29 protein-coding genes are annotated in these 26621 nt (G+C 44.6%); 20 read left to right on the top strand and 9 right to left on the bottom strand.

The window, feature by feature from the left end; all coding sequences use genetic code 11:
* Window positions 1–56: 56 nt before the first annotated feature.
* The 6 genes from ACLWOR_RS06200 (at window position 57) to ACLWOR_RS06175 (ending at window position 6077) form a co-directional block, all read left to right on the top strand.
* A complete protein-coding gene (locus ACLWOR_RS06200; RefSeq protein ID WP_413939813.1) occupies window positions 57–863 on the top strand; it encodes a hypothetical protein in 807 nt (268 codons plus the stop codon).
* Window positions 864–967: 104 nt separating this feature from the next.
* Entirely contained in the window at window positions 968–2011 is a 1044-nt protein-coding gene (locus ACLWOR_RS06195; RefSeq protein ID WP_015089392.1) for a rod shape-determining protein, read from the top strand.
* 11 nt (window positions 2012–2022) lie between these two features.
* Window positions 2023–2493 carry a hypothetical protein gene (locus ACLWOR_RS06190; protein ID WP_413939812.1) on the top strand — a complete coding sequence of 157 codons (471 nt, stop codon included), beginning with the start codon at window positions 2023–2025 and terminating at the stop codon, window positions 2491–2493.
* The gene (locus tag ACLWOR_RS06185; RefSeq protein ID WP_413939811.1) at window positions 2474–3460 is read left to right on the top strand and encodes a hypothetical protein; all 987 of its coding nucleotides are present in this window, start codon (window positions 2474–2476) and stop codon (window positions 3458–3460) included. Before ACLWOR_RS06190 ends, ACLWOR_RS06185 begins: the two co-directional genes overlap by 20 nt.
* The gene (locus tag ACLWOR_RS06180; RefSeq protein WP_413939810.1) at window positions 3457–5409 is read left to right on the top strand and encodes an ATP-binding protein; all 1953 of its coding nucleotides are present in this window, start codon (window positions 3457–3459) and stop codon (window positions 5407–5409) included. The genes ACLWOR_RS06185 and ACLWOR_RS06180 overlap by 4 nt, the downstream gene beginning before the upstream one ends.
* Window positions 5410–5513: 104 nt before the next feature.
* Entirely contained in the window at window positions 5514–6077 is a 564-nt protein-coding gene (locus ACLWOR_RS06175; RefSeq protein WP_413939809.1) for a hypothetical protein, read from the top strand.
* Here ACLWOR_RS06175 and ACLWOR_RS06170 read toward each other — a convergent pair.
* Window positions 6067–6489 carry a JAB domain-containing protein gene (locus ACLWOR_RS06170; RefSeq protein WP_413939808.1) on the bottom strand — a complete coding sequence of 141 codons (423 nt, stop codon included), beginning with the start codon at window positions 6487–6489 and terminating at the stop codon, window positions 6067–6069. The two genes, ACLWOR_RS06175 and ACLWOR_RS06170, sit on opposite strands and share 11 nt — an antisense overlap.
* A 157-nt stretch (window positions 6490–6646) precedes the next feature.
* On the opposite strand from ACLWOR_RS06170, the gene lpoB reads away from it, so the two are divergent.
* Together lpoB and ACLWOR_RS06160 are read left to right on the top strand one after the other, a co-directional pair.
* The gene (gene lpoB / locus ACLWOR_RS06165; RefSeq protein ID WP_413939807.1) at window positions 6647–7246 is read left to right on the top strand and encodes a penicillin-binding protein activator LpoB; all 600 of its coding nucleotides are present in this window, start codon (window positions 6647–6649) and stop codon (window positions 7244–7246) included.
* A 4-nt stretch (window positions 7247–7250) separates the two neighbouring features.
* Window positions 7251–8507: a COG3014 family protein gene (locus tag ACLWOR_RS06160; protein WP_413939806.1), complete on the top strand. Its 1257-nt coding sequence runs from the start codon at window positions 7251–7253 to the stop codon at window positions 8505–8507.
* Window positions 8508–8565: 58 nt separating this feature from the next.
* On the opposite strand, the gene ACLWOR_RS06155 is transcribed toward ACLWOR_RS06160, so the two are convergent.
* Window positions 8566–9108, bottom strand: a complete 543-nt coding sequence (locus tag ACLWOR_RS06155) for a polyhydroxyalkanoate synthesis regulator DNA-binding domain-containing protein (protein ID WP_413939805.1) — start codon at window positions 9106–9108, stop codon at window positions 8566–8568.
* Between the two features lie 285 nt (window positions 9109–9393).
* On the opposite strand from ACLWOR_RS06155, the gene ACLWOR_RS06150 reads away from it, so the two are divergent.
* Complete coding sequence (locus tag ACLWOR_RS06150; RefSeq protein ID WP_413939804.1) at window positions 9394–9873, top strand: hypothetical protein; 480 nt, start codon at window positions 9394–9396, stop codon at window positions 9871–9873.
* A gap of 98 nt (window positions 9874–9971) precedes the next feature.
* A complete protein-coding gene (locus ACLWOR_RS06145; protein WP_413939803.1) occupies window positions 9972–11828 on the top strand; it encodes a tetratricopeptide repeat protein in 1857 nt (618 codons plus the stop codon).
* A gap of 61 nt (window positions 11829–11889) precedes the next feature.
* Here ACLWOR_RS06145 and ACLWOR_RS06140 read toward each other — a convergent pair whose 3' ends face one another.
* On the bottom strand, window positions 11890–12480 hold the full coding sequence (locus ACLWOR_RS06140; protein WP_413939802.1) for a hypothetical protein: 591 nt from the start codon (window positions 12478–12480) through the stop codon (window positions 11890–11892).
* A 17-nt stretch (window positions 12481–12497) separates the two neighbouring features.
* On the opposite strand from ACLWOR_RS06140, the gene ACLWOR_RS06135 reads away from it, so the two are divergent.
* The 7 genes from ACLWOR_RS06135 to ACLWOR_RS06105 all read left to right on the top strand — a co-directional run bounded on the left by ACLWOR_RS06135 (window position 12498) and on the right by ACLWOR_RS06105 (window position 19965).
* The gene (locus ACLWOR_RS06135) at window positions 12498–13130 is read left to right on the top strand and encodes a hypothetical protein (protein ID WP_413939801.1); all 633 of its coding nucleotides are present in this window, start codon (window positions 12498–12500) and stop codon (window positions 13128–13130) included.
* An 80-nt stretch (window positions 13131–13210) separates the two neighbouring features.
* Complete coding sequence (locus ACLWOR_RS06130) at window positions 13211–15286, top strand: PrkA family serine protein kinase (RefSeq protein ID WP_413939800.1); 2076 nt, start codon at window positions 13211–13213, stop codon at window positions 15284–15286.
* Window positions 15286–16383, top strand: a complete 1098-nt coding sequence (locus ACLWOR_RS06125) for a DUF444 family protein (RefSeq protein ID WP_413939799.1) — start codon at window positions 15286–15288, stop codon at window positions 16381–16383. Before ACLWOR_RS06130 ends, ACLWOR_RS06125 begins: the two co-directional genes overlap by 1 nt.
* A gap of 1 nt (window position 16384) precedes the next feature.
* On the top strand, window positions 16385–17911 hold the full coding sequence (locus tag ACLWOR_RS06120; RefSeq protein ID WP_413939798.1) for a SpoVR family protein: 1527 nt from the start codon (window positions 16385–16387) through the stop codon (window positions 17909–17911).
* Entirely contained in the window at window positions 17908–18270 is a 363-nt protein-coding gene (locus ACLWOR_RS06115; protein ID WP_413939797.1) for a translation initiation factor, read from the top strand. The genes ACLWOR_RS06120 and ACLWOR_RS06115 overlap by 4 nt, the downstream gene beginning before the upstream one ends.
* A gap of 55 nt (window positions 18271–18325) precedes the next feature.
* Window positions 18326–19042, top strand: a complete 717-nt coding sequence (locus ACLWOR_RS06110) for a response regulator transcription factor (protein WP_413939796.1) — start codon at window positions 18326–18328, stop codon at window positions 19040–19042.
* Between the two features lie 149 nt (window positions 19043–19191).
* The gene (locus ACLWOR_RS06105) at window positions 19192–19965 is read left to right on the top strand and encodes a 4-hydroxy-tetrahydrodipicolinate reductase (RefSeq protein WP_413939795.1); all 774 of its coding nucleotides are present in this window, start codon (window positions 19192–19194) and stop codon (window positions 19963–19965) included.
* Here the strand turns inward: ACLWOR_RS06105 and ACLWOR_RS06100 are convergent.
* The 3 genes from ACLWOR_RS06100 to ACLWOR_RS06090 are packed head-to-tail and all read right to left on the bottom strand — an operon-like array spanning window position 19962 to window position 22429.
* Window positions 19962–20975: a M48 family metalloprotease gene (locus tag ACLWOR_RS06100; protein WP_413939794.1), complete on the bottom strand. Its 1014-nt coding sequence runs from the start codon at window positions 20973–20975 to the stop codon at window positions 19962–19964. The two genes, ACLWOR_RS06105 and ACLWOR_RS06100, sit on opposite strands and share 4 nt — an antisense overlap.
* A gap of 42 nt (window positions 20976–21017) precedes the next feature.
* Window positions 21018–21410, bottom strand: coding sequence for a hypothetical protein (locus tag ACLWOR_RS06095; RefSeq protein ID WP_413939793.1), 393 nt, complete (start codon window positions 21408–21410; stop codon window positions 21018–21020).
* Window positions 21407–22429 carry a hypothetical protein gene (locus ACLWOR_RS06090; RefSeq protein ID WP_413939792.1) on the bottom strand — a complete coding sequence of 341 codons (1023 nt, stop codon included), beginning with the start codon at window positions 22427–22429 and terminating at the stop codon, window positions 21407–21409. The genes ACLWOR_RS06095 and ACLWOR_RS06090 overlap by 4 nt, the downstream gene beginning before the upstream one ends.
* A 111-nt stretch (window positions 22430–22540) precedes the next feature.
* Here ACLWOR_RS06090 and ACLWOR_RS06085 point away from each other — a divergent pair, with 111 nt between their 5' ends.
* A complete protein-coding gene (locus tag ACLWOR_RS06085; RefSeq protein WP_413939791.1) occupies window positions 22541–22933 on the top strand; it encodes an NINE protein in 393 nt (130 codons plus the stop codon).
* 14 nt (window positions 22934–22947) lie between these two features.
* Here the strand turns inward: ACLWOR_RS06085 and tadA are convergent, their stop codons facing one another.
* From tadA to ACLWOR_RS06070, 3 genes are read right to left on the bottom strand one after another with little or no spacing between them, the layout of a single operon-like run.
* Window positions 22948–23844, bottom strand: coding sequence for a tRNA adenosine(34) deaminase TadA (gene tadA, locus ACLWOR_RS06080; RefSeq protein ID WP_413939790.1), 897 nt, complete (start codon window positions 23842–23844; stop codon window positions 22948–22950).
* Window positions 23845–23861: 17 nt separating this feature from the next.
* The gene (locus ACLWOR_RS06075) at window positions 23862–24614 is read right to left on the bottom strand and encodes a TerC family protein (protein WP_413939789.1); all 753 of its coding nucleotides are present in this window, start codon (window positions 24612–24614) and stop codon (window positions 23862–23864) included.
* A gap of 24 nt (window positions 24615–24638) precedes the next feature.
* Window positions 24639–25694 (bottom strand): hypothetical protein, encoded by a 1056-nt coding sequence (locus tag ACLWOR_RS06070; protein ID WP_413939788.1) that lies wholly within the window; start codon window positions 25692–25694, stop codon window positions 24639–24641.
* Window positions 25695–25870: 176 nt separating this feature from the next.
* On the opposite strand from ACLWOR_RS06070, the gene rpsU reads away from it, so the two are divergent.
* A complete protein-coding gene (gene rpsU, locus ACLWOR_RS06065) occupies window positions 25871–26065 on the top strand; it encodes a 30S ribosomal protein S21 (protein WP_413940751.1) in 195 nt (64 codons plus the stop codon).
* A 91-nt stretch (window positions 26066–26156) separates the two neighbouring features.
* The gene (locus ACLWOR_RS06060) at window positions 26157–26603 is read left to right on the top strand and encodes a GatB/YqeY domain-containing protein (protein ID WP_413939787.1); all 447 of its coding nucleotides are present in this window, start codon (window positions 26157–26159) and stop codon (window positions 26601–26603) included.
* Window positions 26604–26621: the final 18 nt, after the last annotated feature.

The following is a 26621-nucleotide window of genomic DNA, read 5'->3' as shown; positions in this document are numbered from 1 at the left end:
AAGGAGTTGGCAAAGAAATTGTAGTTTTTAGGGAATTCCTTAAAAGGGGAGGCCCTATGAAATCGGTTTTATTAACGACTCTTGCTCTGGCGACCTTGGCGTTGGCTGCTTGTAGCGATGGCGGTGGCGAGAAACAAATCGTTCCCCCACCAGGTGAAGTGTACCCAGAAAATAACGATTCCAATCTCAACGGTGCGACAGCTCGTTGTGTGGCAAAAGCGATGGACATTGATGATCGCCGCACATCTCGTGGTGGTGAAGTTTTTAGAGGTCAACGTCGTGAGGGTGTTCGCACGATTAATTGGGAGCCTCGCTACGAACAAACTTTTGATATTTTCGGAATGACAGATCATTCGTACGGAACGGCTCGTTGGACTTTGTTTCCAGCATCAGGTCGTTCGGGCGCCGAAGGTAAATTGGTACTTTCACAACGCGGTTCGCAGTTCTCAGTTCGTTCGGGATTGGGTGGTTTCGTGAACCTTTCGGTTTCAAATCACTATAGCAACAAAGAAGTCGAACTTCAGTGTCAGAGCCACTCGTCTTTCCGTCGGGACCGTGGCTATGAAGGCCAAGTGCGTTGCACAGTGCGTGGTGGAGAAAATGAACGCCGCGGTCGTGATGAGTACTTGAATTGGAATGGTGGGCAATCACAAGTTCGTGAGCTTTGGCGCAATCCGCGTGATGGCGAAAACGTGACAGTCCGCCTGAAATCCACTTCTGTTGTGGAAATCGTGGCTTCGAATCTTGATTCTGGCAAATCTGTGAGAGCTGAAGGAACTGTCTTTGGCGGTCTTGATTTCCGCTATCGTGGAAAGTTTGCGAACTCCGACGTGGTAGTGAGCTGCGCACCTGCGTCAAAATAACTCGCATAAGGGTCTAAATATCGGCATTGACTCCGGTTTTCCTTAAACCTAGACTTGAACCGATATTAGACCCTTTGAAATTTAAATCTGAAGCGAGTTTCAGCATGAGTTTTTTTGACAAAGTCCAAGATTATTTTTCTAACGATATCGCGATCGATCTCGGTACCGCGAACACACTAGTTTACGTCAAAGGACGCGGGATCATTCTCGACGAACCTTCTGTAGTTGCCGTTCAAAAAAATTATCGTGGTATGCAAAACCGCGTTCTAGCAGTTGGTAAAGAAGCCAAAGACATGTTGGGACGTACTCCTGGAAGTATCGTTGCAATTCGTCCGATCAAAGACGGTGTTATCGCCGACTTCGAAGTGACTCAGTCCATGTTGAAGTACTTCATCGGAAAATCTTTGGGCGAGAAAAAATCTTTCATCCGCCCTCGTATCATCATCTGCGTTCCTTACGGAATCACTCAAGTTGAAAAACGCGCGGTTAAAGAAGCTGCTCAATCAGCTGGTGCTCGTGAAGTTTATTTGATCGAAGAACCAATGGCAGCAGCAATCGGTGCAGGCCTTCCAATCACAGAGCCATCTGGAAACATGGTTGTTGATATGGGCGGTGGTACGACAGGTGTCGCGGTTATTTCATTGGGTGGTATCGTTTACTGTAAATCAATCAAAGTTGCGGGCGATAAATTTGACGAAGCGATCGTGAACTATGTTCGCCGCCAATTCAACTTGTTGATCGGTGAAAGAACTGCTGAAAACATCAAAATCCAAATCGGTAACGCGTATCCATTCGAAGAAGAAAAATCAATGGAGATCAAAGGTCGTGACCTTGTTGCCGGCGCTCCAAAAACAATCGAAATCACAAGCTCACAAGTCAACGATGCTTTGATGGATCCTCTTTCTGAAGTGGTCGACGCCGTTCGCACAGCGCTTGAAAAAACTCCACCAGAGCTTGCTTCCGACATCGTGGACAACGGAATCGTGCTTACAGGTGGCGGCGCTTTGCTTGCGAACCTAGACGTTTTGCTTCGTGAAAGAACAGGATTACCAGTTTCTATCGCGGAAGATCCACTTAGCTGCGTAGTTATGGGATCTGGTAAAGTTCTAGACCAACTTGATCTACTCAGACAGCTGACAGTAGATTAAGATATTCAAATATGACAGAGACCGAAACACAGTCGATCGCGCTATTCTTCTATTTTGCTTTTCTTGATGATCAAAAAGCCATAGAAGCAGCGGCGCGAGCTCTGGTCTTTTGTCGAGAACGTAAACGTAAAAATCCTGAATTAAAACCTTCCGTCGCTCTTGTAGCTTCAACGAAAACCGTTTGGAACCGCTATAAGGCGCGTATCTCTCGCGGTCGTCCTAATACTTCCATTGAGTCAGGTTGGTTGATCCCAGAAGGGGTTGATCTTGGTCCTTGGCGCGAGTTCCAGAAAACGGCGTCAGAGGATGAATTGCTCACAGTGATTTGGTCAAAAATTTTAAAAATCAGCGACAATGATATTTCTGAAGGATTAGGCATTACCTCAGGCACGATTCGTTATCGACTGGGCCGAGCTTTGCGTAAGGTCGGAAGTATGGCTCAGGGAGTGAGTAAACCAAAGCATGGCGCACCAGGAAGATAAGATACCTCTTTCAAAAAAAGGGAAGCGTGAAGTTTCGCCATTCGTGGGACACGAACTTCTATACGATTATCTGATGGGAAATCTGGATCAAGAGCGCCACGCCGCGGTTGCCGATCACGTGAAGTTTTCCCGCGATGCCCAACTGGATCTTAGCAAGATCGAAGTTGGTTTGAAGTATGCTGAAAAATTATCTGAGACCGTTGTTTCTCAACCGATCATCGAACAAATCGGAATTCCTTCAAATTATCTCACAGTGCTTTTGCAAAAGAGCCAATTTGATCGTTGGCCACAAGGATTGAAATGGGGACTTGAGGCCTTGGTGGTTGTAGCTGCCATTGTTGTTGTCCTAACCATCACACCTTGGCAAAAAGTAGTACAATTGGGAATGTCGACAGGGGCTAAAGATGTGATCTTAGCTGAGGTTTCTAAAACTGAAACTGCAGCTCCAGTAATTGAGGAAAAACCTCAGTTCGTCGATGAAGGAATTAAAACAGGCAAACACGCAGAGCCAGAACCAACAGTTGCTGCTGCAGACGCGAAAGTTACAACACCAACTCCTGCACCGAAAGCTTCACCGGCTGCTTCGCCGTCTCCTGTTGCAAAAGCTGAAACAAAACCAAAAGCGGAGCCAAGTCCTGAACCGACAAGCACAACAGCGACAGCAACTGGTGGTGGATTCCTGTATCGGGGAGAAATCGCTGTTACCAACCTGAATGTGACGGGTGCAAAAATCACCGACAAAATTGCCGAACTAGGTGGACGAAAAGCCGGGGCCGTGGAACTAGGATGGAAAAAGACTCCGAACTCCATGTATTATCACTTTACGATCCCCGAAGCGCGCTACCAAGATTTGCTCAACTTCCTCAGTACTCACGGGAAACCGCAACTTACAAAGGAAAAGCATCCACGCGTAATGCCAGATGGGATCATTCGTTTAATCCTAACTGTGGATGAAGATAAAAAGTGAAGACACTGAGACGAAAACCAAAAAGATCGCTTCGAACCATTTTGATTATTTGGTTCGGATTGTTTTCGATCATTCCTCTGGCTTTCGTAACTGGCTACTCCATGCTCAAATACGAAAAGGCGATCGACCATGAGTTGTCGCAACGTTTGAGTGGTAATGCCCGCGAAATCGGTGTTGTTCTAGCAGATCAAAAAAATATCCTGCAACAAAAACGGGACCGCTATATTCGTGACCCGAGCTTGATTTATCATATGACAGTCGGGGACGGTGCGACTCTTCGTCAGATCGGCACTCAATTAATCAAAGGCGACTCTGTTTCCAGTTTGACGTTCTTTAATCGCGAAGGCCGTATGCTTTCATCGGTTTTTAAAGACGACAAAGACAATGTTCGCAGCTTCGTTCCTTCGCAAGATGCAGTTTTTCTATCCGCAACTTACATGGCGCAAGTTAAAGACGGAAAAGAAGTTGGACTTGCAGAATTCCGTGAAAATCAAAAAATCAATTTGATCCTGATTTCAAAAGTGACAAGCACCAGTGGTCGTTTAGTTGGCTATGTTGAGCAAGTGATGGATCTCAACAAGGCTTTCGTTAGCAAACTCAAACTTCGCTTGAAACTAGAAATGATCTTTTTCAAAGATTTAGGCCAAGTCGTAGTGGCCAGTCATCCTGATTTTTACCTCTACAAGAAAGATTTCTTCCGTCCGTATTTTAAAGGCAACGATCCATTCTTTGATTTGAATGTGCGTGGCGTGCCTTATGGTTTCTTGATCTATCCAATTGAATGGGGTCAGACAAAGTTTTACGTCGCACTTGGTGCGTCTAAAAGCGAAGCCAAAGCTGTTCTTAAAAACGTGAACTACGCATTTATCACGGTCGTTGGCGCGGTTATTTTACTGTTGATCATGACGATTTTGGTGACATCTTCATGGGTGTTAAAACCACTTTATGAGCTAGTTGAGGCTCTGCAGTCTTTCGAATCCCAGGAGCAAGCAGTTACAATTCCGGTTAAAAATGACACCGAGATCGGTCTTCTCACGGAAAGTTTCAACGAGATGAGTAAGAAGATTTGGCAAGCCCGTTCGGATCTTCGCAAAAAAATCGCGGAGCTAGAATCTGCAAATAAAGAGCTGAAAGAAACTCAGACCAAGCTTGTTCACTCTGCAAAAATGGTCAGCTTAGGTCAGCTGGTGGCCGGTGTTGCGCACGAACTGAATAATCCCATCGGATTTATCTACAGCAACATGACTCATCTTAAAGAGTACTCAGACAAGTTGATAGATCTTGCCAATGCCGCAGAGAAAAATCCATCGAACTTGCCAGCACTCAAAGAAGAATATGAATTCGACTATATCGTAAAAGATATGCCGAAGCTGATTGCCTCTTGCCAAGATGGTGCTCGTCGTACGCGCGACATCGTTTTGGGTTTAAGAAATTTCTCTCGCTTAGAAGAAGCAAAACTGCAAGAGATCGATGTTCATCAGAGCTTGGATACGACGCTTAATCTTTTGCAGGGTGAAATTAAAAACCGCATTGAGATTCATCGTCAATACGAACCGATTCCGTTGGTTCACTGTTATGCCAGCCAGATCAATCAGGTCTTTATGAATATCCTGTCCAATGCGGTTCAAGCGATTGATGGTGCGGGACATATTTGGATTTCAACTGTTGCATTGAAAACGCACAAAGGTTCTCAAGACAAGCGCGGTTGGGTGCAAGTATCGATTCAAGATAGCGGCAAAGGAATGTCAGCACAGACCCTCGAGAAAATCTTCGATCCATTCTTTACAACCAAAGGAGTGGGGCAAGGAACAGGTTTGGGCTTAAGTATTTCGTACGGTATTATTCAAAACCACGGTGGCGAAATCCAAGCCCGCTCTGAACAAGGTGTAGGTACAGAGTTCATTGTCGTCATTCCAGTTTATCCACCCACTAAAGAAAAGATCCACTAGACTGTCTCAGAATGAGAAGTCGCTCTAGTTTTTCTTTAGAGTCGTCCACGAATTTCCGATGATATCTATATATGTCGTCGGAGAAGTCGCAGAAAGACAGATCTATGCTCATTGCCCTCTTGCTCTTTATTGGAGCGGGGATGCTGATCTTTATGTCTTTGGGTTCGGATAAAAAGAAATCCGTTTCTGGTGCGGCTCCGCAAACGAAATCAGCTGAATATCAAAGGTCTGTGAATCGCCATCTGATGATGACGAATGAAAGAATCAATTTAGAAAAACGGCGCGCGGCAATTGATGCCTATGACGTTGAAAACCGTTTCAGGGCTGCAGAAAAACAAAAAGCTTACGTGCCTTCCAATCGCGAGTTGGATCTTTCAACCGATCAACGTGTGTATGAAATTGCCAATGATTTAGGGCGCGGAGAAAAGCACGCGCAAGATCCATCGACTCCAGCAGAAGTTGTGCAGGCTGAACTCTACGCAATTGAACAATCCAACGAATACAATCAAGCTTACCGTGAAGAATACGCTCGCCAATTTGTTGAAAACGCTCGTCGCGGCGGTTACCGTGTGAAGCTGAGTGAAGACTTAAGTCGAGTGATTTCCGTCACTCCAATCCGCAATCCGAGCGGCAATATGGGGAACTACGGCGGCGGCGCTACTCAGTAAGATAAATTTCAAATTTCTTCTTACTTTTCTTCCATTTCTTAAAATATCCGTGATCGGCCATGCTGAAGTATTTTTGACTCGTAAATACGAGATGATCCTGTATCGGAATCTGAAGCATCGTGGCTAGCTGAAAAATTTTGTAAGTGAGTGTAAGGTCTTGCGGGGAGGGCGTAACGTCCTGGCTGGGGTGATTGTGTGCCATTATGAAGGAACTCGCATTGCAGATAATCAAAATGCGAAAAATGTCGCGAGGATGAATCAAACAATGGTCTGCAGTGCCGCGAAATATCATTTCTTTATGAATCATTTTCATCTGCGCGTTGAGAGCGATAATCCAAAGTTCTTCTGCAAATGGATTTTCATTTTCCTTGAGAACTTCAAATGCTTGGTGGCTTGAGGACACTTCGATCATGACTTTGCTCAGTGCAAAAATCGCATTTAAGCGGGAGTGATTAACGCAGATCTGATGGCCGAATTTGGGACGGCAGTCCTAGGTCAGATCTTGCACTGGAACGGCCAACAGCATAGACTTTTGATTGTTGAAACAGACAGTTTACAAGGAAAAACACATGAAAAAGTTCTTATTGGCAATTTCAGGAATCCTCGCAGCGATGACACTGACTAACTGTGGTCCGAAAGCTTTCACGAAAGGTGACTACGACGACGTGAACAGAGAAAATCTGTTGAACGATCAATGGTCCGAAACGGATATGCAAAAGGCAGTGGCGGACTTGGTTGCAAGTTTGACAACATCTCCACACATCAATAAGCCAGGTAAAATGCCAGTTGTGATGGTGACGAATCTTCAAAACAAAACAAGCGAACACATCGACACTCAGAGCATCATGGACATGGTTCGTGTTGATTTGATGAAATCTGGCAAAGTCGGCTTCATTGATAAAGAAGCTCGTGGCGATATCGCTGATGAATACAACTACCAAAATTCAGGAATGGTTGAAGAAGCAACGAAAAAAGGTCCGGGCGGACAAATCGGTGCAGACTTCATCATCAACGGTCGTTTGGATTCAATCGTTCAAGAAGTCGGCAAAGACAAAACTGTCTACTACAAATTGACTTTGAACCTCACGAACTTGAAATCAAGCATGATCGTTTGGTCGGATCAGAAACAAATCCGTAAAACATTTAAAAAGAAATCAGTTGGCCTTTAATTAAATGCTAAACTCTTCAAAAAGACTCACAGCACTTGTGGGTCTTTTTTTCGTCTTTACTAGTCTCGGCTGCGCCACCTACCAAGGAAAAATCGGAGGGGCAAGGCAATCTCTTGAGCGAGGAGAGTATCAAAAAGCTCTCGATGACCTCGAGCCCCTGGCATCCACCGATAATCGCGATCAATTGGTTTATCTCTTAGACTACGGCACGGCTTTACAAGTCGCGGGCCGCTTGGATGAAAGTAATAAAACCTTTATGAAAGCCGATCGTCTTGCGGACCTGGTGGACTATCATTCTCTTTCAAAAATCTCAGGCTCTTTGATTTTGAACGAAGAGATGAGTCAGTACAAAGGCGACACCTTCGAAAAGATTTTCATCAATGCCTACATCGCGATGAATTTTTTGGAGATGGGAAAATTAGACGATGCCTTGGTGGAAGCTCGTCGTATCAACGAAAAGTATTTAAAGTATCGTTCAGACGAAAAGAAAAATTTCGAGATGAATTCCTTCAGTAAGTATCTGTCGGCATTGATCTGGGAAGCCAATCGAAATTATGACGATGCCTATATCGCTTACCAAGAAGCTTACAAAATCGACCCATCAATTCCGATGCTGCAAGAAGATCTGATTCGCTCAGCTAAGAACGCGCGTCGTATGGATACATATAAAGACTGGAAAAAGAAATTTCCGTCGGTCGTTGAAAATCCCAACTGGTATGACAAGCAGTACGGCGAATTGGTGATTCTGCACCAACAAGGCTGGGGCCCACGCAAGATGCCGGCACAAAATGAATACCGTTTACCAGAACTTATTCCAACCCGCAGTAACGTCACGAAATCTCTCTTGATGATTGAAGGGGAGTCTGTCGGTTCAGGCCAGGGCTATCTCAGCAAAGAAGTTTACGATGTTGAGCAAGCCGCGATGCAAACGCTGAAGGAAGACTATGGAATATTAATTGCGAAGCGTGTGGCGGGAATCGCGACCAAGGCTGTTGTTTCGGATCAAATCGCGCAACAAGATAAAACCCTCGGGCAGCTAGCATGGATTGCGATGAATATTGCCGACCGTGCTGATCTCCGCCAGTGGTCATTCTTGCCACAAACAATTCAATTAATCCGCGTTCCTCTTAAGCCGGGCAAATATAAGATCAAACTTTTAGGAACTGATGAAGCGGGCCGCCCTATCACCAATGTGTCGCTCGAGCGTGAAGTCGAAGTGAAGGCGGGCACTAAAAAATTCGTCGTGTGGCGCACATTCTAAGCAAAAAAAAAGGCCCAGCCTAAGCTGAGCCTTTTGAAGTTTGCTCTCCAAGAGAAAACTATGTGTTCAACAAAGAAGATCCAGGAAGGTTCGGAGTTTCTTCGTCTTGTTGAAGACCTGGAAGTACAGTTGCTTTTTCAGCAGCTACTTTCGCAGTTGTATCTGTGTTGTAACGAGTTGCTGCAGTAGCAACGCGGTTTTCCAAGTTTTGTTTTGAGCTGTCAGAAGAAGTCTCAACAACAGTGTTTACTTGTTGCTTAGTCATGTAGTCCTGAGGGAACGCGCCAAGCTTAGCCAAGTAACCAGAGATGCTGCCGTTACCGTTCTGGATGATTTCGCGAAGTGTGAAAAGAGGAGCGTATTGAGATGCTTTCTTCTCTGCTTCGAAAATGATCTGAGTCAAAGTTGCAGCTGTGATGTCGTTTTTAGACTTGTTGTCGATAACCATCACTTCTTCGTTAGTGCGGATCATTTTTGCGATATCGTCCAAAGTGACGTAGCAGCTTTGTTGAGTATCGTAGAGTTTACGATTTTGATAACGCTTGATGATTTTAACTTTAGAGTTTGGCTTGGATGTCATTGTTTCGTTTTGGTTGATCAAAGTGCCTCCCAATTTGAAATTATCCCAAAATTTTCAAGAGGATATCCTGCTAAAGTATTCAGCAGACCCCTTGTCGATGGGCGCAACCTATCCCTGCCGCCACATGTTGTCAAGCGGTCCTCAAATCAAAAGAAAAGACTTTCAGCGTCAAGAAATCCCCCTTTGAGAAGCGCCTGCGAAAAAACCGGTAATAGTTTAAAAAAAATTTACAGACCTTTGTCTAAAGTTTTCGTCGAAAGTCTCCGAAATAGAAAGAAGAGCATTTCAGGGACGGGAATAAGATTGATGAAAAATCAAGAAAAACAAGAGCTTAGGTCGTCAGGCGTCTTAACCCTGTTGGGTTTGGTCGGCGTTTCTGGTCTTATTATTGCCACTCCTTGGAATAAGCGGGTGCAGGATTCCAGTTCCGAAAACGCACTGCAAAAAGCAGAGGTCGTAGGCTACCAAGTTGTACAAATTTACCGCGAAGCGTCTCGTTCTCAAGAGGTGTATTTCGACAAAGGTAACTCCCGTATGCCGGCTTCGGCCCAGTCAGAGCCTCTTCGCTCAACGGGAACGATGGGCACAGATCCTTGGGGACAACCGTTCAACTATCGCATTCTGTCTGGCAGCGACACGAAAAAGATCCGCATCCTCGTCTGGTCTAAAGGCCCGAATCAAAAACCCGAAACTTCCGATCTCGATGATGAATCTAAACCCCTCGAGACCCAACCCAACTATGCCGGCGATGATCTCGGCGTCATTCTGAGTGTGACTCAAAACTAGAAGTGATTTTTATACCTCGACCCAAGTCTGAAACTGGGCTCTGAGCCGTCAAGCAATTCTCGAAATGCGCCGATCAGCCAAGTGACCAAGGAGATTTCATGTTTCCATTCACTCGGACCGTATTATTGGCGACCCCTGTCTTGATGACACTCACAGCCTGTGCGACCTTCACGTCATCTAATGATACGGATAAAGCTCCTTACTACGAAGCGTCTTTCGACGACAAAAACAGAGCTCCAGCCAGTTTAACTCCTCCGGTCACAGTTCAAGATGAAAAAGCAACTTTAGATCCGCTCTACATGAGAACTCAGGCGGATTACTATTTCTCGATGGCTGAGGCTTACAGTCTTGAGGGCAATCCAGCAAAAGCAATTGAGTCATTCAAGATGGTGTTGGTTTATGACCAAAACTCTCCCATGGTGAACATGCGCCTAGCAGCAGAGTATTTGAAGCAAGGTTTGGTCGCAGAATCTTTGTCACAAGCGGAAGAAGCTGTGAAGAAAGATGCCAAGAACGTGGACGCACACTTGTTGCTCGGTGGCTTGTACTCATCCATGAAACTTTATCCAAAAGCGATGGCTGAATACAACACCGTGATGAAGCTTCAACCATCCAACACAGAAGCACCGCTTTATATCGGTGCGTTGTACTCAGAGCAAAAACAAGCAGACAAAGCTGTGAAGTACTTTGAGACGTTGACGAAAAATTCAGAATACCAATCTCCACACTTAGCTTATTACTACATTGGACGCGTGCGTTTAGACGAAAACACACCGGCTTCAAATAAGCTTGCCGAAAAAGCTTTCAAAAAATCATTGGAATTAAAAGCGGACTTTGCAGATGCAGTTTTGTCTTTGGGTATGATGTACACAAAAGAAAAACAAGAAGAGAAAGCTTTGGCTCTGTACCGCACGTTCCAAAAAGAAAATACACCAAGCCCGAAAGTGGCTGAAGTGTTGGCGCAATCATATATCGAAAAAGGCGACTACGAGAATGCTTACAAGCAACTTGAAGTTGTAGAAACAGACTCAGATGAACCATTGAATGTTAAAATGAAGATGGCGCTGATCTTGATTGAGCAAAAAAACTACGCTCTTGCGACACAAAAGCTTGAAGAAATTTTGGCTGATGCGCCCGAGTCTGACAAAATCCGTTTCTACTTGGCAGCGGTTTACGAAGAAACTCGCCAACAAGAAAAAGCGCTTCGCGAATTTAAGAAAATTCCTGTGACGAGTACTTATTATGGTGAGTCCGTAGTTCATGCGGCTTACATCGAAAAGAACTTAGGTCGTTTAAAAGATGCGCTAGAAACAATCTCTGCAGGCTTGAAAGAGCGTAAAGACCAACCACAAATCTATGCAATGTACGCTTCGTTGCTCGACGAAAAAGGTGACTTCAAAGCCGCTATTGGAATTTTGGAGCAAGGCCTTGAGAAGTTCCCAAGCAATGCGCAGATCCGTTTCTATTACGGAACTTTGCAAGATCGTGTTGGTAATAAAGAAAAAGTTGTCGCTGAGATGAAGAAGGTTCTTGAGATTGAACCTGATCATGTTCAAGGTTTGAATTATTTGGCGTTCACATGGGCTGAACTGGGAATCAATCTTCCAGATGCGGAAAAGCTTGCTCGTCGTGCTTTGGAATTAGATCCAAAGGATGGCTATATCTTAGATACATTGGGTTGGATCCTTTACAAACAAAGCAAGTACAGCGAATCGGTTAAATTTTTAGAAGCAGCTCACAAGTATCAATCCAACGTGAGCGTAATCGCAGAACACTTGGGCGATGCTTACTACAAGCAATCTATGGTGGATAAAGCGAAGAAGATGTATCGCAAAGCTGCGGATTTAGAGAGCGATAAAAAGAAAGCACAAGAGATCCATAACAAGATCACGGCGATTGAAAAACAAGAAGTGAACTCGCCACGTGTGCCAGCTTCAGTTTCTAGCGGGCGCTAGAAACTAGAGATTCGAGATTCGAAATTAGATTTTTTGGGAAGGGGGCGAGGAGCTCCCTTTTTTATTTTTTAACAGTGTAGGATGTTGCGAAGAAGAGGAGCGGTAGAGTGAGAATCCAAATCACTCCGAATGTGACCTCTGACAAGAGTACCAGGGCTGAAAAGATCAGACACAAGGGGCTCATCTCTTTAAAATTCTTAATCGACTCCAGGGCTGCTTGATCTAGTGCTTGAGCAATTCCCACAGAACTTGAAAGCGTGATCAGAAGCGCACGTGAAATCAAAAAATAGAAATAAAGACCTAGAAAAATAATTCCGAGAGCTAACGGCCACGATGTGAGAATGCCTTGGGGGCTGCTTAAAAGGCCGCTTGCCGAGCCAATCAGGATACTCGTAGGAGTCATCACGATGCTGCACACAAGAAGTGGAATGATAATACGTGGAAGAAGATCATTCTTCTGAGGCCATTTTTTATACTCAAGCCAAAACCAAGTGACTGCTTGAAAACTTAAAAGCAAGAGCGAAAGAACAAATGATCCGGCAAGAGGAACAGAAGGTGCGGCCAGAACACACATCATCGAAAGCAGTCCCAGCGCCAGGCTGATCTTCCAATGTTCTTTATATTGATTCAGAGCTTGTTTAAAAATAGGCATCACCCTATCCTAGAAAAATGAAACAGATTTGGCGACAACAAAGATGGCTATGGATGTTTTTCTGTCTGACTCTGGTCGGCTGCGCAAGTAAATCAGTGCGCGAAGGTGCTTATCAAAAGGCCCAATGGGAAACCAAAGCCATGGTAAAGGATTTCCGCCAAAACAAAACTCAATCGCTTAATATAGATATCTACGCTATCAAAAACGAACGCGCGCGTTTTGAGATCACGGCACTTTTAGGTTTTCAGGTCGCAAGCCTCGTGATGAGTCCTCAAGAAATTTCCTATATCATTTATCCTCAGAAAAAGTTTTTCTCAGGAAGAAATTCTGAGCGCGCCGTTGAAAATATGATTGGTCTTCCGTTGCATCCAATGAATCTCACGGCCATTGCATTTGATGAACCTGTGCGAGGACGCGGTTGGGCCTGTGCTGTTGATGGCCAGGGCTGGATTGCCTCCTGCGAGAATAAAGAAAGATCCATGGTCGTTCATTGGTTAAATCGATCTGAGGGTGCGAAAAAAGTCGTAATTACGGCTCCGCAATTCGAAATGCAGTGGCAATTTGAAGCACCCCAGACTGAGGTCCAGTTTAAATCTGAGCTTTTCACTTTGAAACAACCTGAGGGCTTCAAAGCAATACAAATTAATTAATTATGTCGTTAACCGTCTAGGATTGAGGCATACTCTAAGTATGTAGGTGTGTCAGGAATCACCACCTGGGGGAGACGTATATGGCCTCTAAGTTTGACCTATCATCACTAGTCGACAACTGGCAAAATTCAAGCGCGACTGCCAAGGAACATTGGAGCGGGACTTTCGGGGAATACCTCGATCTCGTAAAACAAAATCCAAAAATTACACGAAATGCGTATCAGCGTATGTACGACATGATTGTCGAAGAAGGCACTGAGACGTATATCGATTTCAAAAAAGAAGTTGTTCGCTATAAATTCTTCGACGACAAAGGCAACAACGGCCGTGATGCTGTTTTCGGTCTTGATGTGCAGTTGATGAAATTGGTCAACGTTTTGAAGGCCGCAGCTCTTGGCTACGGAACTGAAAAACGTGTCATCCTCCTTCACGGTCCGGTGGGAAGTGCGAAGTCGACAATTTGCCGCATGCTTAAGAAAGGTCTTGAGCGCTACTCGCACCAACCGCAAGGTGCTTTTTATACATTTGAGTGGATTGACGAAAAATTAGAATTAGATGGTCTTCTTGGTAAAGGCGTTAAGGTGTTCCATTCGCCGATGAACGAAGAGCCATTGCTTTTGATTCCAGAAGATTTACGTCCTTCCGTGCAAGATCAATTGAATAAAGGCCAAGAAGGTTCTTACCGCGTAAATGTAGACGGAGAGCTGAGCCCTCCTTCGCGCTTTATCTTTAAATCTTTGATGGAAAAATACGATGGCGATTTGATGAAGGTGCTTTCGCATGTACGTGTGAAACGTTTGTTCATCTCGGAAGCCGACCGTATTGGTATTGGTACATTCCAACCGAAAGATGAAAAGAATCAGGACTCAACAGAGCTTACTGGTGATATCAACTATCGTAAGATCGCTGAGTACGGATCTGATTCCGATCCTCGTGCCTTTAACTTTGACGGGGAGTTCAACGTTGCCAATCGCGGTATGATTGAATTCGTCGAGGTCCTCAAACTTGACGTGGCGTTCCTGTACGACTTGCTTGGTGCTTCGCAAGAGCATCGCGTGAAACCTAAAAAGTTCGCGCAAACTCATATCGATGAAGTGATCATCGGTCACACGAATGAGCCTGAGTACCGTCGTTTGCAAGATAACGAATTCATGGAAGCTCTTCGTGACCGTACTGTGAAAATCGATATTCCTTACATCACTCGCTGGAGAGATGAGATCAATATCTATAAGCGTGATTTCAACTCACAAAAAGTGCGCGGCATTTCAATCGCTCCTCACACAGTTGAGATGGCAGCGATGTGGGCAATCCTCACTCGTTTGGAAAAGCCGAAAAAAGCAAACCTCACGCGTTTGCAAAAGCTAAAACTTTATAACGGTAAGACGTTACCGAATTACACTGAAGACAATGTGCGTGAGCTTCGTAAAGAATCCGTGCGCGAAGGTCTTGAGGGTATCTCGGCTCGTTATATCCAAGATAAATTATCTAACACGTTAGTAACGGCTCAGCAGTCGAATAAAGGTTCGGTCAATCCATTCATGATCTTTAAAGAGCTTGAATCGGGATTGAAGAATCACTCTTTGATTGCAAACGAAGAGCTGAAAGCGGAATACCGCGAGCTTTTGGGTGTGGTCCTTCAAGAATACGAAGAGATCATCAAAGGCGAAGTTCAACGTGCGATCAGTGCCGATGAAAATGCGATGGCGCGTTTGTGCTCAAACTACATCGATAACGTGAAAGCTTACACACAAAAAGAACGTGTGCGTAACGCCTTTACAGGAAACGATGAAGAGCCAGATGAGCGTTTGATGCGTTCGATTGAAGAGAAAATCGAAATTCCTGAATCTCGTAAAGACGATTTCCGTCGCGAGATCATGAATTACATCGGTGCTCTTGCTTTGGAAGGCAAGAAGTTCAATTACAAATTGAACGAGCGCTTACACAAAGCAATCGAACTGAAATTATTTGAAGATCAGAAGGACAGTATCAAATTGACGACTCTTGTGAGCAACGTGGCTGACAAGGACACTCAAGAAAAAATTGATATTGTTAAAACCCGTCTCATCAAGGACTTCGGGTATGACGAGATTTCTGCAACTGACGTGCTTCACTACGTTGCGAGTATCTTTGCCCGTGGGGACGTAAAGAATAAATAATGGCTATTCGCGAAGACCATCACCGATTTCGAGAGATTATCAAGGGGAAGGTGAAAGAAGACCTTCGCAAATACGTATCCCAAGGTGAAATGATTGGGAAGCGGGAGAATGAATTCGTCAAAATTCCACTCCCGCGTATTGATATCCCTAACTTTAGATATGGCGCCAAACAACAGGGCGGCGTCGGGCAAGGCGAAGGTAAACCTGGTCAAGACGTGGGTGAGCCTGGCGAAGGTGGACAAGGTCAAGCAGGTGAAGCTCCTGGAGAGCATCTGCTTGAAGTTGAACTTTCAATGGAAGAGCTTGCGGATATCTTAGGTGAAAAATTGGAGCTTCCTCGGATCGAACCAAAAGGCGCAAAAAATATTGAATCCATGAAAACGAAATTCACAGGCTTAGCTCCGGTTGGACCTGAGGGACTTCGTCATTTTAAATCGTCTTATAAGAGAGCTTTGAAGCGCCTTGTAGGTGCTGGTGCTTACAACCCCGAGGAACCTGTCGTATTGCCGATTCGTCGAGATATGCAATACAAGTCCTTCAAAAAAGTCGTACAACCGCAAACTCAGGCTGTGGTGATTTATATGATGGACGTCTCGGGCTCAATGGGTGACGAACAAAAAGAGATCGTGCGCTTAGAGAGTTTTTGGATCAACACATGGCTGAAGAAACACTATAAGGGCCTTGAGACTCGTTTCATCATCCACGATGCAGCTGCCAAAGAAGTGGACGAAGACACGTTCTTTAGAACAAGTGAATCCGGCGGTACTTTGATTAGTTCTGCCTACAAACTCTGTCAGCAAATCATTGAAACAGATTATCCAGTCAATGAATGGAATATTTATCCTTTCCATTTCAGCGACGGTGATAACTGGAGCGGTGAAGACACACGTTTGTGTGTAAAAATGCTGCAAGAGTTTTTCATGCCGAACTGTAACGTCTTTAGTTACGGTCAGGTGGAAAGTAAATACGGAAGCGGTCAGTTCTTAAAAGACCTACAAAAAGAATTTGGCGAAGACGAGCGCATCACGCTCAGCCAGATTGAAAACCGCGATAAAATTTTAGATTCAATTAAGGATTTCTTGGGAAAGGGCCGGTAGTATGGCTAACCTCACACCCGAATTAGAAGCAGAAAGAGTGAAGATCTGCCAGTACGCGAAAGACGTGGGTCTTGATTGCTTTGAAACTATTTTCGAGCTGATCACTTACGATCAGATTTCTCAGTTTGCGGCTTATGGCGGATTTCCTGTTCGTTATCCTCACTGGAAATTCGGGATGGAGTATGAGCATCTTTCGAAGTCCTATGAATATGGTCTTTCGAAAATTTATGAAATGGTAATTAACACAGATCCTTGTTACGCGTACCTGATGGAAGGGAACGCAATGATGGACCAAAAACTCGTGATGGCTCACGTGTATGGTCACTGCGATTTCTTTAAGAACAATATCTGGTTCTCAAAGACCAACAGAAAAATGATGGATCAAATGGCCAATCATGCGACTCGTATTCGTCGCTACATTGATCGTTACGGAGTCGACACAGTCGAAAATTTTATCGACGTGTGTTTGAGTCTTGAAAATTTGATCGATCGTTATAGTCCTTATGTGGAAAAGTCTGCGAGTAAGTCGGCACCTTCTCCTCAGCAAGATGCCAATTATCTGCTTCGCGTGGATCGTCCCTACATGCGCGACTATATTAATCCACCATCATATGTCGAAGAACAAAAACGTAAGAGTGAAGAAGCGGCATTCGAGAGAAGCCAACGCTTTCCTCTACATCCTGAAAAAGATATTTTGAATTTTCTCATTCATCATGCGCCTCTTGCTGATTGGCAACAAGACGTGCTGACGATCATTCGTGATGAGGCTTACTATTTCTCACCACAAGGAATGACAAAAACGATGAACGAAGGTTGGGCGTCATATTGGCATTCGCGTTTGATGACGACAAAAATTTTGAACGACTCTGAAATCATCGACTTTGCGGACCATCATAGCGGTACTATGGCGATGGCTCCAAATGGCTACAATCCCTACAAAGTAGGAATTGAATTATTCCGCGATATTGAAGAGCGTTGGAATAAAGGTCAATTTGGTCGCGACTGGGAACAATGTGATGACGTGCGCGAGCGTAAGCATTGGAATACTAAAGCAATGCTGGGTCGTGAAAAGATTTTTGAAGTTCGCAAAGTTTGCAACGACGTGACCTTTATCGATCAATTCCTGACCGAAGATTTCTGCGTCCGTAACAAACTGTTCGTTTATAAATTTAATAAGAAAACACAAAAGTTCGAAGTCGATACAACAGACTTTAAAGCAATCAAAGCGCAATTGCTTTTCCATATGACGAACTTTGGGCAGCCGATTATTCGCATTGAAGATGCAAACTTTGAAAATCGTGGTGAGTTGTTGCTAACTCACTTACACGAAGGCATCGACATGCAACCAGACTATATGAGCGAGACTTTGAAGAATCTTTATAAGATTTGGAAGCGTCCTGTGAATCTGGCGACTGTGATGGATGAGTCGGCTCAACTTTTTAGATTTGACGGGAAGGAGTATACGCAGCATAAGTTGGGTGAACAACCCAGCCCGAATGCGGCGAATACGGAGAAAAGCGGTTCATGAGTTCGACTCGACTTGTATTTAGTACGGATCCAAAGGACATGATTCAGTGTCCGAAATGCAAAAAGCATAAAGACGACTGCATCTGCGTTCCGGAAGATGCAGTCGGTGAAAATAAGTTCACCGTTATTTTTCGCTTAGAAAAAAATGGCCGCGGTGGAAAAACTGTTACCATACTGGATGGCTTCCCGCGCAACGAAGCTTACCTTAAAGACCTCACGAAGGAACTCAAAGCAAAGTGCGGAACAGGCGGGACCTTTGAGATCGGCGCAAAAGCCGGAATGATAGAAATACAAGGTGACAAACGCGATCAACTGAAGAAGATACTGGAACTAAAGAAGATCAAGTTTAAGGGTATGTAAAACTGGACCAACTAAAAACTTGTATTTTTAGGTTGGAACAGAGAAGCTTCCAAATATGCAAATGTTTAGTGAAGTTCCAGTACGGGGTGAGAGTTTGGGCGCTAAGAAAATTGTTATCGTAGACGATTACGAAGAAAGCTGTCGTTTATTGGCTGAGATCCTCAGTTCAAGCTACGATTGCTCGTATACGTCTGATAGCTCAATGGCGGTTCAGCTTATCAACGAGAAAAAACCGGATCTTATTCTGCTCGACTATAAAATGCCTGGTTTGATGGGCGTTGATGTTTGCAAAAGCGTTCGCGAGAACGAAGCCACTCGCAAAACTCCTATTATTTTCGTATCTGGTGCTGCAACTATTGATGAAAGAATTAAAGCTTTCGAAACAGGTGCAGACGATTTTATTTCAAAACCGTTCCACGTAAAAGAATTGATCTTGAGAATCAAAGCTCGTTTGTCAGAAAAAGAACCAGAGGTTCTTGCTGAAATTCGCGCGGCAAATTTAACAATGAATTTGCTTTCTCGTCAGATCTTCGTTGATGGCGAAGAAATCAATCTGACTCCTAAGCAATTTGATATTCTTAAAATGCTTGTGCTCTCCAAAAATAACTTAGTTACTCGTGAGCGTTGTTTGACGGAAATCTGGGGAGACACAGAAGTGACTTCTCGAAACGTCGACTCTCAGATCAACTATTTGAAGCGCAAGATTTCAAAATTCCACGGTCGTATCGTGGCCGTTCCTTCGCTGGGCTATCGTTTAGAAGCTCAAGAGTAGGCGCTTTAGAAACGACATATATTCTTTATTGGGTTAAAATAGACGTCTAGGTCGAGGCATATGAGCTCGCTTCAGTCGAGCTGCAGCCATACTTTCTAGTACGACCTGATGATTTAAATCGGTGGCTTTAACTCAAGCAAGGAGTATAGATGTCAATTAAAGTAGGACTCTTAGGTTTTGGCAGAACAGGGAAGTTTGTCGCGTCAGAAATTCTCAAAGACGAAGATTGTTCTCTCGAATGGGTGATTCGTCGTGGCCCTTCCGAACCAGATTCCTACGCTTCTCAAGAGTTGGGAAGTAAAGAAGCCAAAGCTCCTTTTTTTGCAAGCTCCGAAATTGATGACGAATTCTTCGCTAAATATCCTGTCGACGCCTTAATTGATTTTTCCAGTGAAGAAGGAGTGCAAATTTACGACAAAGCAGCGCGGGCAAATGTGCGCATTGTATCGGCGATTTCCAATTATTCCGACGAGTGTAAAAAGAAGCTTAAAAAAATTGCGACCCAAACCGCAGTTTTGCATTCTCCCAATATCACCTTGGGTATTAATTGGCTTTTGGTTGCTTCAAAAGTTTTAAAACAAATCATCCCCGAAGCTGATGTCGAAATCGTTGAAGAGCATTTCCGTGAGAAAAGAGATAAATCTGGCACTGCTATTAAGATCGCCGAAAAGTTGGGATTGGATGCAACTCAACACGTGAACTCCGTGCGAGTCGGCGGAATCGTGGGAAAGCACGAAATTATTTTTGGACTTCCGAATCAAACCATTCGCTTGGTGCATGAAAGTATCAGTCGAGCGGCTTTCGGCAGAGGCGCTATTTTTGCTACGAAATGGCTTCAAAACAAAGATAGCGGTTTATATTCGATGGAGCAGGTCATTCAAGAAAAATTCCTGCGCAACCTGCAAGGCCTTAGTGTAAACTAGGCCTTCTGTTTTCTTTTAGCGTATTCAGTGCAAAGTGCTTTCATGCGATCAAACTCCGTTGACGAAGTAATTGCGCGCGGATTGCGTGGCTGAGAAGCGGCTAATTGTTGCATTTGCGTGACACGCTCACGACTTGGTGGATGCGTGCTCATGGCATCTGCCACGTAAGACATCACTTTGTCTTGGCTGGCTTTAGACTGCTGCTCCATTTTCAAAAGTTTCTCATAGAACAAGCCAACTTTTTCTTTATCGTATCCTGCGGCTACTGAAGTTCTAAATCCGATGCGATCTGCTTCCATCTCATCTTCACGAGAGTTCGCCATAAACGCATACTTTTGCACCAGCAAGCCACCGCCTGCACCAGCAGCGGCTCCATACAATGTTGCCTTCTGCATACATTGATCGTCGCCTTGTTTGCAGAGAAGTTTTCCGACGCCGTAACCAAGAGCGCCGCCTAAGATCCCGCCGCCGGCAGCGTACATCCAAGATTTTCCTTCTGCACGTTTCGCGTTTTCCATGCGAATCGCCGTATGACGGGCTTTGACGTGACCGACTTCGTGTCCGATAACACCAGCCAGTTCAGCTTCGCTATCAGCCATGGCAATCAAAGGAGCCGTGACAAACACAGTTCCTGCCGGAAGTGCGAATGCATTTACATATCCGACGTCGACAGCGGTAAAATTATAATTGTAAGGCTGCCCTTCAAGGCCGTTAGCCACAACAATCTTTCTCCCTAATTGGCTGATATAAGATTGCAATTGTGGATTTTGAATCGCTGGATAGTCTTTACGCATTTGTGGAAGGGCTTCCCGAGTGAGATTTTTTTCTTCATCTACTGTCAACGATGTTTCATTTCCAGTGAGATTGCCTTCACGCTGGCGGTGCTGCTCGGTCGCGCACGACGCCATCAAAAGTCCCAATGAAGCCAGAAAAGTACGGCGACCCATCGGAGTTGAAGTCCATTCTTTTAAAACATCGTCTAATTTTTTAAGAGCTTCTTTTTGTTCCATAGAACCAGATTTTAGAATGAAAAACAGATGATGGCAATATTCCTAGAACGCGTAACGGATCGAGGTCAGGCGCAGTTCATCCTTATACTTTTCGAAAGTGGCATATCCCTGCACACGTTGGTGATTTCCTAAAACCGCCATACAATAATAGATATCATTTTTTTTCGGGATCGTCGGGAGTACCGTGTCAGTACCTGTACACTGATAGAGATCCGCGAAGCGAAATTTCATCAACAAAAATTCAGAGAATTTTTCTCGAACCAAGACATCGAGTTGGGGCATAAGAACCTGACTCAAGCACGCATCAAACTTCTTTTCAGTCGTTGCCGTTCCACACTCTCGGTATTGGCTCCAAGTTTTCTGTGCCAGCTTTAAGTCGTCGGCCTGAGAAGAAACCGCAAAAAAGACTGCTAAGACAAAAGCAAATATTTTCATTGCAGTGCCTCGGCAGGAGCGGCATCGCGCGGTTGCGGTTGCTTATTTAAAAGCATGATGACAGCGCCATCGATATAATCTTGCGAGGTCATCTCAGAAGGTTTTTCCACTTCATAGCTTCCAGTTCCTAAGCAGCGAGGATGGAGAATTTTATTTGCAACATTTTCGGGAAGCGACTTGCGCAAGTCTGCACAAGCCTGTTCGTCGGCAGGGCATTTCATTTTCACTTTGTCCCACCCAACTTTTAGAGCGTTGATAACTGCTGCTGAATCATAGCTGTTGCAATTAATCGATTCATCCATGGACGGGTCGATATAGTCGGCTAGGTCAAATTTCCTTTTTTGAACATAGTGATTTCCATCGCATGCCAGGATCGGAGAAGGTCCGTTGAGCAGATCGCGCCAAAAGAACAGTCCGTGGTAATTTGCTGAAAGGTCTGCATAAGATTTTACCGAGAAACATTTAAGTCCCCAAATGCCTTCTTCTTGTGCGATTCCCATTTTCAGCATTCTTTGCACTTGTTCAGGTGGAAGTTTGGGGTCTCGGCCCATCATTTTCCAATAAAGATGCCCGTGGGAAAAGAGATGATCGATTTTATCGATTCCAATATAGAACGTCTTACCCTTGGATTTTACTTTCACACTTCGAGAGTAAGATTTCGAGTTGTACGGAACACGGAAGGAAAGTTTTTTTGCGCAAGCCCCGTTGCCGGTAGGAAGAGTTTTGTAAGGGAGCTTTTCCGCTTCATAAGGCCCAGCAGGAGGAACGTTGAGCTTGGAAGAATTGTAAATTGCCGGAAAATTCTTATCGAAGTCTTCTTTTAGAAATTCATAAAGGCGATCGACATCGCATCTTTTTGAGCCGAGATTGTAGGCTTCAAGTCGTTGCTGGATAAGTCCGTTGACAGCATTGTTGATGGCATCATTTGCATACTCGGCTTTTGCGCCTGATGCGCGCGCCATCATGTTATCGGGTTCGCCCGCAAACAGAAAATGTCCCAGCAAGAAAATGAGCATCATTATTTAAGGATATCTTTCACTCAGGTCCTCGTCTTGTTAAGCCTCAGAGCACAAATTTTTTCTGGACCTAGGTTAGAGCTCCCACTACGCTGAGAGTTCACGGGAGGAAGCATGGCTCAACAGACGCATTCCAAGGCGATCGGATACATTTTGTGGATCTTTGGATTTATGGGGGCGCATCGCTTTTATTATGGAAAGCCTATCACTGGAACTATCTGGTTTTATACATTAGGTCTTTTGGGCATTGGATGGATCATTGATCTTTTCCTCATCCCTAGCATGGATCGTTCTGCGAGTATTCGCTACTCTAGCGGAAAAATTGATTACAACATTTGTTGGATTCTATTAACGTTCTTAGGTTTCTTTGGAATTCACCGCTTTTATATGGGGAAATTCCTAACTGGCCTGATTTGGCTTTTGACCGGTGGCCTTTTCACCTTCGGCGTGATCTATGACTATTGGACATTGAACGGACAGATTTCCGACGTCAATAAGTCGAACTAGTAGTCCTCAAGCGATCAAGTCTTCTTAGGTAAAGGACGTTTTAACAGCTTTTGAATGGCGGCAAGAATATGTACGTCATAGGAAAAAGTTTTTGCGACGTCATTCTTTGAAATCCATGCGCTTCCCACGTTGTAAGCAGCATCCTTAACGGGACGAGGCGGGTGCCAGTCTTGATCTAAAACGGCGAGATAGAAATACGTATGGCAGGCATAAGATTGCCCGTTCCAGAAGAAGTCATACTTTTTTTCGACTAAGCTCTCGGGGAACAAGCGGATGCGATAGCCCGTTTCTTCAAAGCACTCGCGCACCGCGGTCTCTTCAGGCGTTTCCCCATCGTCAATTTTGCCACCGGGAATGAAGAAATATTTTTTCTGCGAAGTCGGATCGACGCCGTAAAAGCCCAAGATTTTTTTATCGTGAACAACGACCACCGAGCTGCGACGACGATAAATTTTATTGGCTTTTTCAGCGCGAGCATCTGCACGGCGAGAAGCAAAGAACTCTGTTAAAAGTTCTCCGCATTCTTTTGCCAGAACACCAGATGTAACTTGCACCTGATGATTCAAGCGCACATCAGACAAAATTTTATAAAGACTTTCAACAGCTCCACCTTTTGGATCAGTGGCACCATAAACCACGCGTCCGATACGGGACTGTTGCAAAGCTCCGGCGCACATCACGCAGGGTTCAAGTGTGACATAAAGATTGCAATCGCTCAGTCTCCAACTGCCAAGCTTTTTAGAAGCTCGGTGAAGAGCTAATAATTCCGCATGGCCAATGGGAGTCGTCAGAGTTTCACGCAGATTTTCACCTGTGGAAAGAATTTCTCCTTCAGGTGATACGACCAAAGCGCCCACCGGAACTTCTCCGCGGAGGGCTGCTTTTTTCGCAAGCTTTAATGCTTTCTGCATGAAAAGGACATCGTTCACTACTTGTGTTCCTCAGCAACGCGTTCACGCAATTTCACCGGCTCCGGGTGTTGTGTTTTGCGCATGCGAATATTCAAGATCTCAACAAACATTGAGAACGCCATCGCAAAGTAAACGTATCCTTTTGGAATATGGAATTCGAGAGCTTCGACGATCAAAGTAAAACCAATCATCAATAGGAAACTCAACGCCAGGATTTTGATTGTCGGGTGAGAGTCGACAAATTCGCTGATCTTTTTAGCGGAAACAATCATCACCGCTGTTGAAGCAATAACGGCTGCGACCATGATCGAAAGCTGGCTGACCATACCGACCGCCGTGATAACAGAATCCAGAGAGAATACGATATCTAATAGAAGAATTTGGAAGATCACGGAGTTGAACGAGTGAGCCACGGCATTTGATTGGCTACCCTCGACGCCTTCCAACTTGTGATGAATTTCAAGCGTACTTTTGACGATCAAGAACAAACCACCGATTAGAAGAATCAAATCACGACCTGAAATTTCATGGCCGATAACAGCGAATAAAGGCTCTGTTAGACCGATGACCCAAGAAAGAGAGAAAAGCAAAAGAACTCGAGTGATAACCGCAAGTGAAAGTCCCATCATACGGGCTTTTTGCTGCTGATCTTTAGGAAGTTTACCTGCGAGAATCGAGATAAAGATAACGTTATCGATTCCGAGCACCAGTTCGAGGCCGAACAAAGTTGCGAAGGCGATCCATGCTTGCGGGTTTGATAAAAGTTCCATTTGTTTTCTTTCTCCGGGGTGTCGTTATTTAATTTCCGGGTATTTTAAATCTTGTGAATAAAAATTTTCTATCCAAGTTCGTTTGTCCTGCATCGAGTACCACTTCCGATCCAGGAAGTAAGTCATCACAGGATCCGTCAATCGATACTGGAAACTCTGGCTCTGACTGAGAAAATGAAAGGCTGTGCTTTCCGCGAAATCTTCCCAAGAGCTGACGGCTGAGTAAGTCGTCACGAACTGAGTGGAGTTGAGCTGGTTATAAAACTCAGGCATTTTCTCAATAGACAAGCCGCGTCCGTTGCATCCATAAAAGCAAAGCTCTTTATGCAAAGGAAAATTATCGCGAGTTACAGGTTCAATTATATTTTGCCAGCTAAGTGCGGACCATGTTCCCGGTACGGGAACGATCTTGCGAAGTCCTTCGGGAGTTTGATCATCTCTCACGCAAGTTTCGCCGGTCTTACATTCGAAATCATTTGCAGCGTTAGCGAAATCAAAAATATGACCGAACTCATGCAAAACAACGTAATGAAGAGCGGTGTAAGATCCTTCGACCTGAGTTTGAATTTTAGCAGCACGTGGATCGTGCGAGTACGAAGGCATTTGAATTCCAAACGCTTTTTGCTCTTTCCAGCTAAGGACTTCACTTAATGAGCGATCCTGGGTCAGAAGGTCGGCGCGAATTCCCATTAAAGCAGTCGCACTTCCGTTTTGATTGCCTATGCCGGCATAAGCCAAGGCCTCGCTTTCACCTGCTTCGACGAAAATAACTTGGAGATGACAGAACATCTTTTGCATTTTTGGCGGGATAAGATCGTAAATAGTCTCAAGTGCCGGAGCGTAAGCATCACTGCCTAGTTCGCAAGTGCGGGGCTTGCCGAACTCTGCTGGTTCCTTGACCACGCACAAAAGCTGGCGAATCCGAGCTTTGCAATCATCGGAAAGCGCAAAATTTTGTAAAGCCTTCTCGGTTCTTACAAATTGGAAGCGCTCAGATTGATTGATAAAAAAGTCGCCGGAATGGGCTTGAGCTGCCAGAGATACAAAGAAAGCCAGTGATATTAGCAACATAGACTTCATGTAAAGGTCCCCTCATTTAGAAAAGTTGTCCCATATCTCGGGGGTCTTTGCCAGAGAGAATTATTCCGAATAATAATGCGCGGCATTAAGACCTCAGGGGTTGCCCCTTTTTTGCCACTTTGTTATACACTCTGTTCCTCTTAGTCCACATGGGAAGGTTGGTGATTGTCGTGGCAATGGTTAAAATCCGTGACGGAGAAAGCTTTGAATCTGCTTTCAGAAAATTCAAAAAATCTTGCGAAAAAGCAGGTATCCTTTCTGAAGTTAAAAAGCGTGAAAGCTTTGAAAAACCTTCTGTGAGACTTAAAAAGAAGTCTCTTGCAGCTCGTAAGCGCGCTGTGAAAAAATCTAGAAAAAGCTGGGGCGACTAGTCCTCAAACTTTGAACTGATTTTGTTCATTCACGAGGCGGCCTAACGGTCGCCTCTGTTTTTAGATCGATCCAAAAATTCATGGAGGCACTATGGAAATCAGAGAAAAACTAACTGCCGATGTTAAAGCAGCGATGATCGCAAAGGACAGCGTGAAATTGGGTGCTCTTCGTATGCTCCAATCTGCGATTAAAAATCGCGAAATCGAACTTCGTCCAGAAGCGATCTCAAATGATGACGTTATGGGCGTTATCAAAAAACTCGTTAAACAACGTAAAGAATCTATCGACCAGTTTAAAACTGCAGGTCGCCAAGATCTAGTTGATCAAGAAACAGCGGAACTAAAAGTTCTTGAAGTTTACTTGCCAGCGGCAATGGGCCGTGAACAAACAGAAGCTCTTGTTACGGAAGTGATCGCAGCGTTGGGTGCGAAAACTGTGAAAGACATGGGTCCTGTGATGAAAGAAGTTGTCGCGCGTGCACAAGGCACAGCTGACAACAAACTTGTAAGCGAAATCATCAAAGCAAAATTAGTCTAATCTTTAATTCCGTACTGG

It is taken from the genome of Bdellovibrio sp. HCB2-146 (assembly GCF_047345725.1).
Lineage (GTDB): Bacteria > Bdellovibrionota > Bdellovibrionia > Bdellovibrionales > Bdellovibrionaceae > Bdellovibrio.
The sequence above is the reverse complement of the archived record's forward strand: the minus strand, read 5'-3'. Positions and strand labels throughout refer to the sequence as shown.